The sequence below is a fragment of the Agromyces allii genome (assembly GCF_009749385.1).
GTDB lineage: Bacteria > Actinomycetota > Actinomycetes > Actinomycetales > Microbacteriaceae > Agromyces > Agromyces allii.
Map to the genome: position 1 here is coordinate 202,904 of NZ_WBIN01000002.1, position 15,395 is coordinate 218,298.

A 15,395-nucleotide genomic window follows, 5' to 3' on the forward strand; every position below is an offset into this window, starting at 1 on the left:
CCACATGAGACGAGCGAAGATCGTCGCCACCCTCGGGCCGGCGACATCGAGCTACGAGCAGATCCGGGCGATCATCGATGCGGGAGTCGATGTCGCGCGCATGAACCTCAGCCACGGCAGCTACGACGTGCACGAGGGCGTCTACCAGAACGTGCGGAAGGCCGCGAACGACAGCGGCAAGGCCGTCGCGGTGCTGGTCGACCTGCAGGGTCCCAAGATCCGCCTCGGCAAGTTCGCCGACGGCCCCCACGATCTCGCCGAGGGCGACATCTTCAAGATCACGACCGAAGACGTGGTCGGCACCAAGGAACTGGTCGGCACGACGTTCAAGGGCCTGCCCCAGGACGTGAAGCCCGGCGACTTCCTGCTCATCGACGACGGCAAGGTGCGCGTCGAGGTCGTCGAGACCGACGGCGTCGTGGTCACCACGAAGGTCATCGTCGCGGGCCCCGTCTCGAACAACAAGGGCATCAACCTGCCCGGCGTCGCGGTCAACGTGCCCGCGCTGTCGGAGAAGGACGAGGCCGACCTGCGCTGGGGCCTCGAGCTCGGTGCAGACCTCATCGCGCTCTCCTTCGTGCGGAACGCCGCCGACATCGAGCGCGTGCACGAGATCATGGACGAGGTGGGCCGTCGCGTTCCCGTCGTCGCCAAGATCGAGAAGCCGCAGGCCGTCGAGGCGCTCGAGGAGATCACCGAGGCGTTCGACGCCATCATGGTCGCCCGTGGCGACCTCGGCGTGGAGCTGCCGCTCGAGGCCGTGCCGATCGTGCAGAAGCGCGCCGTCGAGATCGCACGCCGTCTGGCGAAGCCGGTCATCGTCGCGACGCAGATGCTCGAGTCGATGATCCACAGCCCGGTGCCGACGCGCGCCGAGACCTCCGACGTCGCGAACGCGATCCTCGACGGCGCCGACGCGGTCATGCTCTCGGGCGAGACCAGCGTGGGGGAGTACCCCGTCATCACGGTCCAGACCATGGCCCGCATCGTCGAGTCCACCGAGAAGCACGGCCTCGAGCGCATCGCGCCGCTCGGCACGAAGCCCCGCACGCAGGCCGGCGCGATCACGCTCGCCGCCGTCGAGGTCGCCGACTTCGTCGAGGCGAAGTACCTCTGCGTGTTCACCGAGTCGGGTGAGACGGTGCGCCGCATGTCGCGCCTGCGCTCCGACATCCCGATCCTCGCGTTCACGCCCGACCCCGCGATCCGTCGTCGCATGGCCCTGAACTGGGGCGTCGAGTCCTTCGTCGTCGAGCGCGTCACCCACACCGACCAGATGGTCGGCCAGGTCGACGAGGCGCTCGGCCGCACGGGTCGCGCCGAGAAGGGCGAGAAGGTCGTCATCATCTCCGGATCCCCTCCCGGAATCCCCGGCACCACCAACGACGTGCGCGTGCACGTCGTCGGCGAGGTGCTCTGAGCGAAGCGCCGAGGCCCGGTCGCTCCCGTTCTCGGGAGCGACCGGGCCTTCGTCGTCTCCCCGACGACACCCCCGAAATCGAGGGTGTGCCGTGAGGCGAGGAGTGGCAGACTGCCGTCATGGTGGTCGATTCCGGGTGCCGTGCACGTTGTTGCCACGTCGACGCCCGCCTCGGTGAGGGAGGCGGATGATGTCGCCGAAGCGAGAGCGACGCGCACCACGGCGTCCGGCGTCGAGCCTGGCCGAGCGCTGGACGGTCGTCGACGGAGTCGACGTGTTCTACCGCGAGTCCCCGCAACCGCCAGAGGCCCCGGTCATGCTCCACGTCCACGGATTCGGGTTGTCGGGCCGCTACCTCCTGCCGACGGCCGAACGGCTGGCGGGGGAGTACCACACGCTCGTGCCCGACCTTCCGGGGTTCGGGCGGAGCGGCAAGGTCGCCGATGCGCTCGACGTGCCCGATCTCGCGCGGGCCGCGGTACGGTTCCTCGACGATCGCGGGGTGGAGCGTGCGACCCTGGTGGGCAATTCGATGGGCTGCCCCGTCATCTGCGAGTTCGCGTACCGGTATCCCGATCGCATCGACCGGGCGGTGCTGGTGTCGCCGGCGGGCGGGCTGTTCAACCAGCCGCTGCGCCGCGCCATGGGCCAGATCAGTCGCGACGGCGCACGTGAGCCCGCGCGCCTCATGCGCGTGGTCACGCCCGACTACGTGCGCTTCGGCGTGCCCAGCACCGTGCGGATGTTCCGTGCGCTCACGACCTACCCGTCGGTCGAGCGGCTGCTCGAACTGCAGATCCCCACGCTCGCGGTGCTCGGCGATCGCGACCCGCTGATGCCCGGGCCGGCGCGCGTGCAGGAGGTCGCGGGCCAGACCGACAACCATGTGCTCGTGGTGAGGATCGAGGGAGCGGCGCACGCCATCAACTTCAGCCATCCGGGCGAACTGGCGAACGTGATCCGGCTCTTCATGCACGACCGGCCGATCGTCGACGACCCCGACTCGCCCGGGCACAGCCGCGTGTACGAGATCCACCGCGGCACGCATCATCCGCCGGCGAAGGAGGGTGACGCGCAGGGTTGAGACGGCTGATCGGAGGAGGAGCCGTGCTGCCTCGGTGCGCTCAGCCCGAGACATCCGCGTGCCCGACGAACCGACCGAGGGGTCGTCGCGCCATCTACGTGCCGGTGGTGGGGGTCGAACCCACACGCCCTTTCGGGCAAAGCATTTTGAGTGCTCCGCGTCTGCCATTCCGCCACACCGGCCAGAGGCCTCGCTCAGAATACCGTAGGCTTTCCTCCGTGACAGACACGGAACAGACCCAGTCGGCCCCTCGCCGCGTCGTCGTGGCAGAGGACGAGTCGCTGATTCGTCTCGACATCGTCGAGATCCTCCGCGACAACGGCTATGAAGTCGTCGGTGAGGCCGGTGACGGAGAGACTGCGGTCCAGCTCGCCACCGAGCTCCGCCCCGACCTCGTCATCATGGACGTCAAGATGCCCCAGCTCGACGGCATCTCGGCGGCCGAGCGCCTCTCGAAGGGCCACATCGCCCCGGTGGTGCTGCTCACGGCGTTCAGCCAGAAGGAGCTCGTCGAGCGCGCGAGCGAGGCGGGCGCACTCGCGTACGTCGTGAAGCCGTTCACGCCGAACGACCTGCTGCCGGCGATCGAGATCGCCCTCGCTCGTTACGCCCAGATCATCGCGCTCGAGGCCGAGGTCGGCGACCTCGTCGAGCGTTTCGAGACGCGCAAGCTCGTCGACCGGGCCAAGGGCCTGCTGAACGAGAAGATGGGCCTCACCGAGCCCGAGGCGTTCCGCTGGATCCAGAAGGCATCGATGGACCGTCGCCTCACCATGAAGGACGTCTCGCAGGCCATCATCGAACAGCTGGCCGCGAAGAAGTAGACCACCCGCACGACCCACGGATGCCGCGACGAGACGCCTCGTCGCGGCATCCGCCGTCTCCGGGGTGAATCGCTGTCGGTGGCCGCTTGTAGGCTTGGCGGGTGCCAGACGCAGACAAGCCCACCCTTCTCGTGATCGACGGCCACTCGTTGGCATTCCGGGCGTTCTACGCACTTCCGGTCGACAGCTTCACCACGCGCGACGGGCAGCACACGAACGCCATCCACGGCTTCCTCTCGATGCTGCTCCTGCTCCTCGCGAACGAGAACCCGACCCACCTCGCGGTCGCGTTCGACATGTCGCGCGCCTCGTTCCGCACCCGCGAGTACCCCGAGTACAAGGGCACGCGCGGCGAGACGCCCGTGGAGTTCAAGGGCCAGGTGCCGCTCCTCCAGGAGGCGCTGCAGGCCATGGGCATCACGACGCTCGAGAAGGAGGACTTCGAGGCCGACGACATCCTCGCGACCCTCGCCGCACGCGGTCGGGCCGACGGCTACCGGGTGCTGCTCGTCTCCGGCGACCGCGACACGATCCAGCTCGTGAACGACGACGTCACGCTGCTCTACCCGAACACGCAGGGCGTGTCGCAGCTCAAGCGCTACGACCCGGCAGCGGTCGTGGAGCGCTACGGCATCCGGCCCGAGCAGTATCCCGATGTCGCCGCTCTCGTCGGCGAGTCCAGCGACAACCTCATCGGCATCTCGAAGGTCGGCGAGAAGACCGCCGTGAAGTGGCTCGGGCTCTACGGCGACCTCGAGGGCATCCTCGCGCACGCCGACGAGATCAAGGGCGTCGTGGGGCAGAACCTCCGCGACCAGCGCGAGAACGCCGAGCGCAACCGGCGCCTGAACCGCCTCGTGACCGACGTCGAGCTCGACGTGCAACTCGACTCGCTGGCGGCGAAGCCGATCGTCATCGACGAGGTGCGGCCGTTGTTCGAGCGACTCGAGTTCCGCACCCTGCTCGAGCGCCTGGCGAAGCTCGTCGACGCGCCCGCCGCCGGCGCCGCCGGCGCTGCATCCGCCGAGGTCGAGGCGCCGGCCGTCAGCGCCCCGCAGGCACCCGCATCCCAGGCGCTCACGGGCGATGTCCTCGCGGAGTGGCTCGAGCGAGCGGTCGTCGCGGAGCCGGCCGGTCTCGGCCTCAGCCTCGACGTGCTCGAGGGCGTCGTCATCGGCGCGGGCATCGCGACCTCCGACGAGAGCGTGCGCCTGTCGTGGCGTGCCGACGACGAGGCCGTCGCGCCGTTCGCACGATGGCTGGCGAGCGCCTCTCCGAAGATCATGACCGACGCGAAGGGGCAGCTGAAGGCCATCGCGCGGTCGGGGCTCGAGGTCGACGGCCTCGTGCTCGACACGCTCGTCGCGGGCTGGCTGCTGCGCCCGAACCTCACCGAGCGCTCGCTCGCCGACCTGGTCGACGTGCACCTCGGCGAGAAGCTGCCGCAGGCAGATCCGTCGCTCCTCGTGCCGGAGGAGGGGTCCGACGCCGGTGCTCCGGAGTACGCCTGGTACACGCTTCGCCTCGCCCCCGTCGTGCTCCGCGCATTGCCCGAGAGCACCCGCACGCTGCTCGCCGACGTCGAGATGCCCCTCGTGCCGGTGCTCGCCGCCATGGAGCTCCGCGGGGTCACGGTCGATCACGGCGAGCTCGGCGCGCTGTCCGCCGAGCTCGGCGATCGCGCCGCGGCACTCGCCGCGGCCGCGTACGCCGAGATCGGCCGGGAGGTGAACCTCGGCTCGCCGAAGCAGCTCCAGGAGGTGCTTTTCGACCAGCTCGCGATGCCCAAGACCCGTGCGACGAAGACCGGCTACACGACCGACGCGAGTGCGCTGGTCGACCTCCAGGAGTCCAACCCGCACCCGTTCCTCGGCTACCTGCTCGAGCACCGCGACGCGACGAAGCTGCGGCAGATCGTCGAGTCGCTCGACAAGGCGATCGCAGCCGACGGGCGCATCCACACGTCGTACGGGCAGATCGGGGCCGCCACGGGGCGCATGTCCTCGAACGACCCGAACCTGCAGAACATCCCGACCCGCACCGAAGACGGCCGCCGCATCCGCAAGGCGTTCCGCCACGGCACCGAGTACGTCGAGCTGCTGACCGCCGACTACTCCCAGATCGAGATGCGCATCATGGCGCACCTCTCCGGCGACCCCGGCCTCATCGAGGCGTTCAACGAGGGCGAAGACCTGCATCGCTTCGTCGGTGCGCGCGTCTTCGGCGTCGATCCCGTCGACGTCACGCCGCTCATGCGCACGAAGGTCAAGGCCATGTCGTACGGCCTGGCGTACGGGCTCAGCGCATTCGGCCTCTCGAAGCAGCTGCGCATCGATCGTGCAGAGGCGACGCAGCTCATGAAGGAGTACTTCGAGCGGTTCGGCGCGGTGCGCGACTACCTCCGCGGCGTCGTCGAGCAGGCCCGCATCGACGGGTACACCGAGACGATCTTCGGTCGGCGGCGTCCGTTCCCCGACCTCACGAGCCCGAACCGCGTGCACCGCGAGAACGCCGAGCGGGCGGCGCTCAACTCGCCGATCCAGGGGTCGGCGGCCGACATCATGAAGATCGCGATGACCACGGTCGAGGCCGAGCTCGCCTCGCGCGGCATGGCGAGCCGCATGCTCCTCACCGTGCACGACGAGCTCATCTTCGAGGTCGCCGAGGGCGAGTCCGAGACCCTCGAGACCGTCGTGCGCGACCGCATGGCGTCGGCGGCCGACCTGCTCGTCCCGCTCGACGTCTCCGTCGGCCGCGGTCGCGACTGGGAGCACGCGGCGCACTGAGCGCCGACGCACGAGCGGGAGGCGCCCGTGCGTGCCGCCGTGGCGAATGCAGCGATCCGGTTCGGGGCATCCTCCGCGGCGCACGACGGCCGCCATCGGCCGGTGCCGGTGTCATAGGCTCGGAGTCATGGCATCGAGCGAGCAGCGAACTCCCACCGACATCGATCGCATCGCAGAGGACTGGGTCGACACGCTCGTCGAGCTCGACCCGACCCTCGGCACCTACATCGGACGCAAGGACGCCGACTCCCGGTTCGGCGACTATTCGCCCGAGGGCCTGGAGCGCTCCCTCGAGGCGAAGCGCCGCGCGATCGCCGAGCTCGACGCCGCGACGCCCGTCGACGACGTCGACGCGGTGACGCTCGCCGACCTCCGCTCGGAGCTCGCACTCGACGTCGAGGCCCATGAGGCCGGCCTCCCACTTCGCAACCTCAACGTGATCGCGAGCCCCGCGCAGGAGGTCCGCGACGTGTTCGACCTCATGGCGACCGACGACGTCGACGACTGGGCCACGATCTCCACCCGTCTCGAGGCCCTTCCCGGCGCCGTCGACGGGTACATCGCCACGTTGCGGCTCGGCATCGAGCGGGGCTCGGTCCCGGCGAAGCGCCAGGTGCGCGAGGTGGCGGCCCAGGCCCGCAAGCTCGAGCGCGCCGACGGGTTCTTCACGGAGTTCGTGCACGGTGCACCGGACACTGCGTCGCCGTCGCTCCGCCGCGACCTCGACGCTCGTGCGAGCGGAGCCGGGGAGGCCTACGGGCGCCTCGCCGCCTTCCTCGAGGGCGAGCTCTTGCCGGTCGCCGGCGAGGCCGACGCCGTCGGGCGCGAGATCTACGAACTCCAGTCCCGCCACTTCCTCGGTGCCGTGATCGACCTCGACGAGACGTACGAGTGGGGCATCGAAGAGCTCGGACGCATGGTCGCCGAGCAGGAGGCCATCGCCAGGGAGATCGTGCCCGGGGCATCCGTCGCCGAGGCGATCGCGTACCTCGACGGCGACGAGAGCCGCAAGCTGCACGGCACCGATGCGCTGCAGCGCTGGATGCAGGAAGTCAGCGACCGTGCGGTCGCAGAACTCGGCGCCACCCAGTTCGACATCCCCGAGCAGATCCGGACGCTCGAGTGCATGATCGCGCCGACGCAGTCCGGCGGCATCTACTACACGGGTCCGAGCGACGACTTCACCCGGCCCGGCCGCATGTGGTGGGCCGTGCCCGAAGGAGTGACGGAGTTCGACACCTGGCGCGAGCTCACGACCGTCTATCACGAGGGCGTCCCTGGGCATCACCTGCAGATCGGCCAGGCGGTCGTGAACCGCGCGAAGCTGAACACGTGGCGACGCCAGCTCGCCGGCAGCTCGGGTCACGCCGAGGGTTGGGCGCTCTACGCCGAGCGGCTCATGCAGGACCTCGGCTACCTCGACGACCCGGCCGACCGCCTCGGCATGCTCGACGGGCAGCGCATGCGCGCGGCGCGCGTCGTGCTCGACATCGGCGTGCATCTCGGCAAGCAGCGCCCAGACGGCAACGGTGCGTGGACCGGCGACTACGCGTTCGAGTTCCTGGGGCAGAACGTCAACATGAACCAGGCGTTCATCGACTTCGAGGTCAACCGCTACCTCGGCTGGCCTGGGCAGGCTCCGTCCTACAAGGTGGGGCAGCGCATCTGGGAGCAGTTGCGCGACGACGCGAAGCGCCAGGAAGGTGCGGCGTTCGACATCAAGGCGTTCCACCGTCGGGCGCTCGACCTCGGGGGAGTGGGCCTCGACACGCTCCGAGCGAGCCTTCTCGGGTGAGCTCGAGGTCCGACACGCCCGGGTTGCCGACTTCGCTTCCGGTCCGCTAGGATTGAATGTCACTTCTGTGACGATCCTGTCCGCATGCCCATCGCGGAACCAACACAACGCTCAACCGCGCGATGGGCTCGATTCTGTCCTTTACGGAGCATTCACTACATGACAACCGCAACGACCAAGGCACCCAAGCAGGTCGCTATCAACGACATCGGATCTGCTGACGATTTCCTCGCCGCGGTCGAGAAGACTTTGAAGTTCTTCAACGACGGCGACCTCATCGAGGGCACCGTCGTGAAGATCGACCGCGACGAGGTCCTCCTCGACGTCGGCTACAAGACCGAGGGTGTCATCCCCTCGCGTGAGCTTTCCATCAAGCACGATGTCGACCCCAGCGAGGTCGTCGGCGTCGGCGACACCGTCGAGGCGCTCGTTCTCCAGAAGGAGGACAAGGAAGGCCGCCTCATCCTGTCGAAGAAGCGTGCGCAGTACGAGCGCGCATGGGGCGACGTGGAGAAGATCAAGGAAGCCGACGGCGTCGTGACCGGTACGGTCATCGAGGTCGTCAAGGGCGGCCTGATCGTCGACATCGGCCTCCGTGGCTTCCTCCCGGCGTCGCTCATCGAGCTCCGCCGCGTGCGCGACCTCACGCCGTACCTCGGCCAGGAGATCGAGGCGAAGATCCTCGAGCTCGACAAGAACCGCAACAACGTGGTGCTCTCGCGTCGTGCGCTCCTCGAGCAGACCCAGTCGGAGTCGCGTTCGACCTTCCTCGCCAACCTGCACCCGGGCCAGATCCGCAAGGGCGTCATCTCGTCGATCGTCAACTTCGGTGCGTTCGTCGACCTCGGCGGCGTCGACGGTCTCGTGCACGTCTCCGAGCTCTCGTGGAAGCACATCGAGCACGCCAGCGAGGTCGTCGAGGTCGGCCAGGAGGTCACCGTCGAGGTGCTCTCCGTCGAGCTCGACCGCGAGCGCGTCTCGCTGTCGCTCAAGGCGACGCAGGAGGACCCGTGGCAGGTGTTCGCCCGTACCCACGCGATCGGCCAGGTCGCACCGGGTAAGGTCACCAAGCTCGTTCCGTTCGGTGCGTTCGTTCGCGTCGCAGACGGCATCGAGGGCCTCGTGCACATCTCGGAGCTGTCCGGCAAGCACGTCGAGCTCGCAGAGCAGGTCGTGTCGGTCGGCGAAGAGGTCTTCGTCAAGGTCATCGACATCGACCTCGAGCGTCGCCGCATCTCGCTCTCGCTGAAGCAGGCGAACGAGGGCGTCGACCCCGAGGGCACCGAGTTCGACCCGGCGCTCTACGGCATGCTCACCGAGTACGACGAGCAGGGCAACTACAAGTACCCCGAGGGCTTCGACCCCGAGACGAACGAATGGCGCGAAGGCTTCGAAGCCCAGCGCGAGAAGTGGGAGCAGGACTACGCTGCCGCTCAGGAGCGTTGGGAAGCGCACAAGAAGCAGGTCGCCTCGGCGAACGCTGCTGCTGCTGCCGACGACTCGTTCGCATCGGGCACCGCGTCGTACTCGAGCGAGACGGCCGGCGCGGGCACCCTCGCCGACGACGCTTCGCTCGCAGCACTGCGCGAGAAGCTCTCGAGCAACTAGTTCGGATTCGTTCCGTACACGGAAGGCCGGTCCCCTCGGGGGCCGGCCTTCCGGCGTTCCACGGGGATCGCCGGGCCGTCGCTCGATGGGCGAGCCGCCTCGCTAGAGTGGGGCTGTGTATCTGATCGGCCTCACGGGCGGCATCGCCTCAGGAAAGTCCACGGTCGCGCGGCGACTCTACGAGCACGGCGCCGTGCACATCGACGCAGACCAGCTGGCGAGGCGCGTGGTCGAGCCGGGCACGCCGGGGCTCGCCGCGATCGTCGAGCGATTCGGTGCGGGAGTGCTCCGCCCCGACGGCACGCTCGACCGCGGCAAGCTCGGCGAACTGATCTTCAACGACGACGAGGCACGGGCGCAGCTGAACGCGATCGTCCATCCCGCGGTCCGAGAGCTCTCGGCCAGGCTGTTCGCGAAGGCCGAGGAGGCCGACCCCGACGCGGTCGTGGTCTACGACGTGCCGCTGCTGGTCGAGGCATCCGTCGATCACCCGTTCGACCTCATCGTCGTCACGAGCGCACCGCGCCGCACGCAGTTGAAGCGTCTCGTCGAAGACCGCGGCCTCGATCCGTTGCAGGCCGAGGCAAGGGTCGACGCCCAGGTGGCGAACACCGAACGACTCGCCGTCGCCGACGTCGTGATCGACACCGACGGCACCCTCGGGCACACGATGAGCCAGGCCGACGCGCTCTGGCAGCGCATCGCAGAGGAGCGCGCGGCACGTCGGGCGTGACCTGGCGGTTCGCACCCGCACGGGAGCCGTGAGGACGCCCGGCCTCGTGGTCGGCGTCGGCGGATTCGGCCGCGCCGGCCGTCGTGTCGGAGGTCGAACCTAGACTGGAAGGCATGCAGGCCACCCGTTCCGTCAGGCCGTTCGAGGTCATCAGCGAGTATGTTCCGAGCGGCGATCAGCCCGCGGCGATCGCCGAACTCGCCGGGCGCATCAACGCCGGTGAGACCGACGTGGTGCTGCTCGGCGCCACGGGTACCGGCAAGTCCGCGACGACCGCCTGGCTCATCGAGCAGGTGCAGCGTCCGACCCTCGTGCTCGCGCACAACAAGACGCTCGCGGCGCAGTTGGCGACCGAGTTCCGCGAGCTCATGCCGAACAACGCGATCGAGTACTTCGTCTCGTACTACGACTACTACCAGCCCGAGGCATACGTTCCGCAGACCGACACCTTCATCGAGAAGGACTCCTCGGTCAACGCCGAGGTCGAGCGCCTGCGTCACTCGACGACGAACTCGTTGCTCAGCCGCCGCGATGTCGTGGTGGTCTCGACGGTGTCGTGCATCTACGGCCTCGGCACGCCCGAGGAGTACATGAAGGCGATGATGCCGCTGCAGGTCGGCCAGCGGGTCGATCGCGACTGGCTGATCCGCAAGTTCGTGTCGATGCAGTACCAGCGCAACGACGTCGACTTCTCGCGCGGCAACTTCCGGGTGCGCGGCGACACGATCGAGATCATCCCGATCTACGAAGAGCTGGCGATCCGCATCGAGATGTTCGGCGACGAGATCGAGGCGCTGTACAGCCTGCATCCGCTGACGGGTCAGGTCGTGGCCAAGCTCGACGCGGTTCCGGTCTTCCCCGGTTCCCACTACGTCGCGAGCACCGACGTCATGCAGCGGGCCATCGGCACCATCCGCACCGAGCTCGAAGAACGACTCGCCGAGCTCGAGCGCGAGGGCAAGCTGCTCGAAGCGCAGCGCCTCCGCATGCGAACGACCTTCGACCTCGAGATGATGGAGCAGATCGGCTTCTGCTCGGGCATCGAGAACTACTCGCGGCATATCGACGGTCGGGCGCCGGGGGAGGCTCCGCACTGCCTGCTCGACTACTTCGCCGACGACTTCCTCGTCGTGATCGACGAATCGCACGTCACCGTGCCGCAGATCGGCGCGATGTATGAGGGCGACTCCTCGCGCAAGCGCACGCTCGTCGAACACGGGTTCCGCCTGCCGAGCGCGCTCGACAACCGTCCGCTGAAGTGGAACGAGTTCAAGAACCGCGTCGGGCAGGCCGTGTACCTCTCGGCGACCCCGGGTCGCTACGAGATGGGCATCGCCGACGGCGTCGTCGAGCAGATCATCCGTCCGACGGGTCTCGTCGATCCGCAGATCGTCGTGAAGCCGTCGAAGGGGCAGATCGACGACCTCCTCGAAGAGATCCGCGTGCGTGCCGACCGTGACGAGCGCGTGCTCGTCACCACGTTGACGAAGCGCATGGCCGAAGAGCTGACCGACTACCTCACCGAGGCCGGCGTCCGCGTGCGCTACCTCCACTCCGATGTCGACACGCTCCGTCGCGTCGAACTCCTGACCGAGCTCCGAGCCGGCGTCTACGACGTGCTCGTCGGCATCAACCTGCTGCGAGAGGGCCTCGACCTGCCCGAGGTGTCGCTCGTCGCCATCCTCGATGCCGACAAGGAGGGCTTCCTGCGCTCGTCGACCTCGCTGATCCAGACGATCGGGCGTGCCGCCCGCAACGTCTCGGGCGAGGTGCACATGTACGCCGACGTGCTGACCGATTCGATGAAAGCGGCGATCGACGAGACCGAGCGGCGCCGTGAACGGCAGCTCGAGTACAACCGGGTCAACGGCATCGATCCCCAGCCTCTGCGCAAGCGCATCGCCGACATCACGCAGCTGCTGGCTCGCGAAGAGGCCGACACCGCGGCCCTGCTCTCGGGTCGTGACGCCCGCAAGAAGTCGCCCGTGCCGAACCTGCGACGCCAGGGCATCGCAGCCGAGGGTGCCAACGACCTCGAAGAGCTCATCCGCGATCTGAACGAGCAGATGCTCGTGGCGGCCGGGGAGCTCAAGTTCGAGCTCGCCGCGCGGCTGCGCGACGAGGTCTCCGAGCTCAAGCGGGAGCTCCGCCAGATGGAGAAGGCCGGCCACCTCGGCTGAATCGAACATATGTTCGCTGAGAGCGCGTGCGCTCACGGCGTTCGTGTCGGTGGGTCTGCCTAGACTCGAAGAGTGCCTGTTTCACGTCTCGATGCCCATTCGCACCTGAGTGTCCGCGGTGCCCGCGTGCACAACCTCCGCGACGTCGACGTCGAGATCCCACGCGACGCGATGGTCGTCTTCACCGGGCTCTCCGGCTCGGGCAAGTCCTCGCTCGCGTTCGACACGATCTTCGCCGAAGGCCAGCGACGGTACGTCGAGTCGCTCTCGGCGTACGCGCGCCAGTTCCTGGGCCAGGTCGACCGACCCGATGTCGATTTCATCGAGGGCCTGAGTCCGGCCGTCTCGATCGACCAGAAGTCGACGAACCGCAACCCGCGTTCGACGGTCGGCACCATCACCGAGATCTACGACTACATGCGCCTGCTCTGGGCGCGCATCGGCGTGCCGCACTGCCCCGTGTGCGGCGAGCGCATCCAGCGCCAGACCGTGCAGCAGATCGCCGATCAGCTCATGCAGCTCGAAGACGGCATCCGCTTCCAGGTGCTCAGCCCGGTCGTCTCGCAGAAGAAGGGCGAGTTCGTGGACCTCTTCCGCGAGCTCGCCGCGGGCGGCTACTCGCGCGCGGTGGTCGATGGCGAGCTCATTCGACTCGACGAGCCGCCCACGCTGAAGAAGCAGGTCAAGCACGACATCTCGGTCGTCATCGACCGACTCGTCGCCGGGCCCGACGTGCTCGGGCGACTCACCGACTCGCTCGAGACCGCACTCCGCCTCACCGACGGACTCGTGCAGATCAACTACGTCGACGAGACCGGCCCCGATGCCTGGGACACGTTCTCCGAGAAGCTCTCCTGTCCGAACCAGCACCCGATCCAGCTGACCGAGATCGAGCCGAGGACCTTCTCGTTCAACGCCCCCTTCGGCGCGTGCCCCGAGTGCTCCGGCCTCGGCACCCGCATGGCGGTCGACGAGCAGCTGCTGCTCGGCGACCCGTCGCTGAGCATCACCGAGGGCGTCATCATCCCCTGGACCTCGCAGGGCAAGAGCCTCTACAACTACTACGAGAAGCTCCTCGTCGGTCTGGCGCGCGACCTCGGCTTCTCGCTCGACACCCCGTGGGAGGAGCTCGACGAGGCCGCACGTGATGCCGTGCTCCGCGGCGACAACTTCGAGGTCAAGGTCAAGTGGCGCAACCGCTACGGCCGCGAGATGAGCTACACGTCCGGGTTCGAGGGCGTCGTGCCGTACATCGAACGCCAATACCTCCAGGCCGAGACCGACGCGCAGCGCGTCCGTTGGTCCGAGTACCTCCGGGAGGTGCCGTGCCCGGTCTGCCACGGCAAGCGCCTCAAGCCCGAGGTGCTCTCGGTGCTGATCCACGATGCGAGCATCGCCGACGTCGGACTCCTCAGCCTCACCGACGCTCGCGCGTTCATGGACCGCCTCGAGCTCACCGAGCGCGAGCAGGCGATCGCGGCGCAGGTGCTGCGCGAGATCAAGCTGCGGCTCGACTTCCTCATCCGCGTCGGGCTCAGCTACCTCGACCTGTCGCGGGCGGCGGCGACGCTCTCGGGCGGCGAAGCCCAACGCATCCGACTGGCGACGCAGATCGGCTCCGGACTCACCGGCGTGCTCTACGTGCTCGACGAGCCGAGCATCGGCCTGCACCAGCGCGACAACCGACGTCTGATCGACACGCTCGTGGCACTGCGCGACCTGGGCAACACGCTCATCGTCGTCGAACACGACGAAGACACCATCCGCACCGCTGACTGGATCGTCGACATCGGCCCGGGCGCCGGTGTCAACGGCGGCACGGTCGTGCACTCCGGCAGCTACGCCGAGCTGCTCAAGAACACGAAGTCCCTCACCGGCGACTACCTCTCGGGCCGCAAGGAGATCGCGATCCCGTCGAGCCGTCGCCCGATCGACCCCGAGCGGATGATCTCCGTCCAGGGAGCCGAGGCGAACAACCTGCGCGGCGTCGACGTGCAGTTCCCCCTCGGGGTGTTCACTGCGGTGACCGGCGTGAGCGGTTCGGGCAAGTCGTCGCTCGTGAACGACATCCTGTACCGGGTGCTCGCGAACCGTCTGAACGGTGCACGCAAGCTGCCCGGCCGGCACCGGCGCGTGACCGGACTCGACCAGCTCGACAAGGTCGTGCATGTCGACCAGGCCCCGATCGGCCGGACTCCGCGCTCGAACCCGGCGACCTATACGGGCGTGTTCGACCGCGTGCGCACGCTGTTCTCCGAGACCAACGAGGCGAAGGCGCGCGGCTACCTGCCGGGCCGATTCAGCTTCAACGTCAAGGGCGGCCGCTGCGAGGCGTGCTCGGGCGACGGCACGATCAAGATCGAGATGAACTTCCTGCCCGACGTCTACGTCGCGTGCGAGGTCTGCGGCGGTCAGCGGTACAACCGCGAGACGCTTCAGGTGCACTACAAGGGCAAGAACATCGCCGAGGTGCTCCAGATGCCGATCAGCGAGGCGGCCGAGTTCTTCGAGCCGATCTCCGCGATCCACCGCTACCTCAAGACGCTCGTCGACGTGGGCCTCGGCTACGTCCAGCTCGGTCAGAGCGCCACGACGCTCTCGGGCGGCGAGGCGCAGCGCGTCAAGCTCGCGACCGAGCTGCAGCGCCGATCCAACGGCCGCAGCGTCTACGTGCTCGACGAGCCGACCACAGGACTGCACTTCGAAGACGTCCGCAAGCTCCTCAAGGTGCTCGGCAAGCTCGTCGACAAGGGCAACACGGTGATCGTCATCGAGCACAGTCTCGACGTCATCAAGTCCGCCGACTGGATCATCGATCTGGGTCCCGAAGGCGGTTCGGGCGGCGGTCAGATCGTCGCCACCGGAACGCCCGAGCAGGTCGCCTCGGTGTCCGACAGCCACACCGGGTACTTCCTGCGCGAGATCTTCGACGCCGCCCGGCTGGGCGTCGAAGTCGCCAGCTGAG

The 15,395-nt window shown here is 68.2% G+C and carries 9 protein-coding genes and 1 tRNA gene; 9 read left to right on the plus strand and 1 reads right to left on the minus strand.

Annotated elements, in window-relative coordinates; translation table 11 throughout:
* Positions 1 to 4: 4 nt before the first annotated feature.
* Positions 5 to 1,420, plus strand: coding sequence for a pyruvate kinase (pyk, locus tag GQR16_RS03480; RefSeq protein ID WP_157413773.1), 1,416 nt, complete (start codon positions 5 to 7; stop codon positions 1,418 to 1,420).
* Positions 1,421 to 1,610: 190 nt separating this feature from the next.
* A complete protein-coding gene (locus GQR16_RS03485) occupies positions 1,611 to 2,504 on the plus strand; it encodes an alpha/beta fold hydrolase (RefSeq protein ID WP_246200461.1) in 894 nt (297 codons plus the stop codon).
* 99 nt (positions 2,505 to 2,603) lie between these two features.
* Here the strand turns inward: GQR16_RS03485 and GQR16_RS03490 are convergent.
* Positions 2,604 to 2,686, minus strand: a tRNA-Leu gene (locus tag GQR16_RS03490).
* A gap of 36 nt (positions 2,687 to 2,722) precedes the next feature.
* On the opposite strand from GQR16_RS03490, the gene GQR16_RS03495 reads away from it, so the two are divergent.
* From GQR16_RS03495 to uvrA, 7 genes are all read left to right on the plus strand, one after another.
* Positions 2,723 to 3,328 (plus strand): ANTAR domain-containing response regulator, encoded by a 606-nt coding sequence (locus GQR16_RS03495; protein WP_067876153.1) that lies wholly within the window; start codon positions 2,723 to 2,725, stop codon positions 3,326 to 3,328.
* 101 nt (positions 3,329 to 3,429) lie between these two features.
* Positions 3,430 to 6,114, plus strand: coding sequence for a DNA polymerase I (gene polA / locus GQR16_RS03500; protein ID WP_157413775.1), 2,685 nt, complete (start codon positions 3,430 to 3,432; stop codon positions 6,112 to 6,114).
* 127 nt (positions 6,115 to 6,241) lie between these two features.
* Positions 6,242 to 7,909: a DUF885 domain-containing protein gene (locus tag GQR16_RS03505; RefSeq protein WP_157413776.1), complete on the plus strand. Its 1,668-nt coding sequence runs from the start codon at positions 6,242 to 6,244 to the stop codon at positions 7,907 to 7,909.
* 159 nt (positions 7,910 to 8,068) lie between these two features.
* Positions 8,069 to 9,517, plus strand: a complete 1,449-nt coding sequence (gene rpsA, locus GQR16_RS03510) for a 30S ribosomal protein S1 (RefSeq protein WP_157413777.1) — start codon at positions 8,069 to 8,071, stop codon at positions 9,515 to 9,517.
* A gap of 115 nt (positions 9,518 to 9,632) precedes the next feature.
* Positions 9,633 to 10,250, plus strand: coding sequence for a dephospho-CoA kinase (gene coaE / locus GQR16_RS03515; protein ID WP_157413778.1), 618 nt, complete (start codon positions 9,633 to 9,635; stop codon positions 10,248 to 10,250).
* A gap of 113 nt (positions 10,251 to 10,363) precedes the next feature.
* Positions 10,364 to 12,430: an excinuclease ABC subunit UvrB gene (gene uvrB, locus GQR16_RS03520; protein WP_157413779.1), complete on the plus strand. Its 2,067-nt coding sequence runs from the start codon at positions 10,364 to 10,366 to the stop codon at positions 12,428 to 12,430.
* A 72-nt stretch (positions 12,431 to 12,502) separates the two neighbouring features.
* Positions 12,503 to 15,394, plus strand: a complete 2,892-nt coding sequence (gene uvrA / locus GQR16_RS03525; RefSeq protein ID WP_157413780.1) for an excinuclease ABC subunit UvrA — start codon at positions 12,503 to 12,505, stop codon at positions 15,392 to 15,394.
* The last annotated feature ends 1 nt before the right edge of the window (position 15,395 follow it).

Bases quoted from the DNA above. Each gene is read 5' to 3' on its own strand.
- pyk (WP_157413773.1), top strand. From the start codon at position 5: ATGAGACGAGCGAAGATCGTCGCCACCCTCGGGCCGGCGACATCGAGC.
- GQR16_RS03485 (WP_246200461.1), top strand. From the start codon at position 1,611: ATGTCGCCGAAGCGAGAGCGACGCGCACCACGGCGTCCGGCGTCGAGC.
- GQR16_RS03505 (WP_157413776.1), top strand. From the start codon at position 6,242: ATGGCATCGAGCGAGCAGCGAACTCCCACCGACATCGATCGCATCGCA.
- rpsA (WP_157413777.1), top strand. From the start codon at position 8,069: ATGACAACCGCAACGACCAAGGCACCCAAGCAGGTCGCTATCAACGAC.
- uvrB (WP_157413779.1), top strand. From the start codon at position 10,364: ATGCAGGCCACCCGTTCCGTCAGGCCGTTCGAGGTCATCAGCGAGTAT.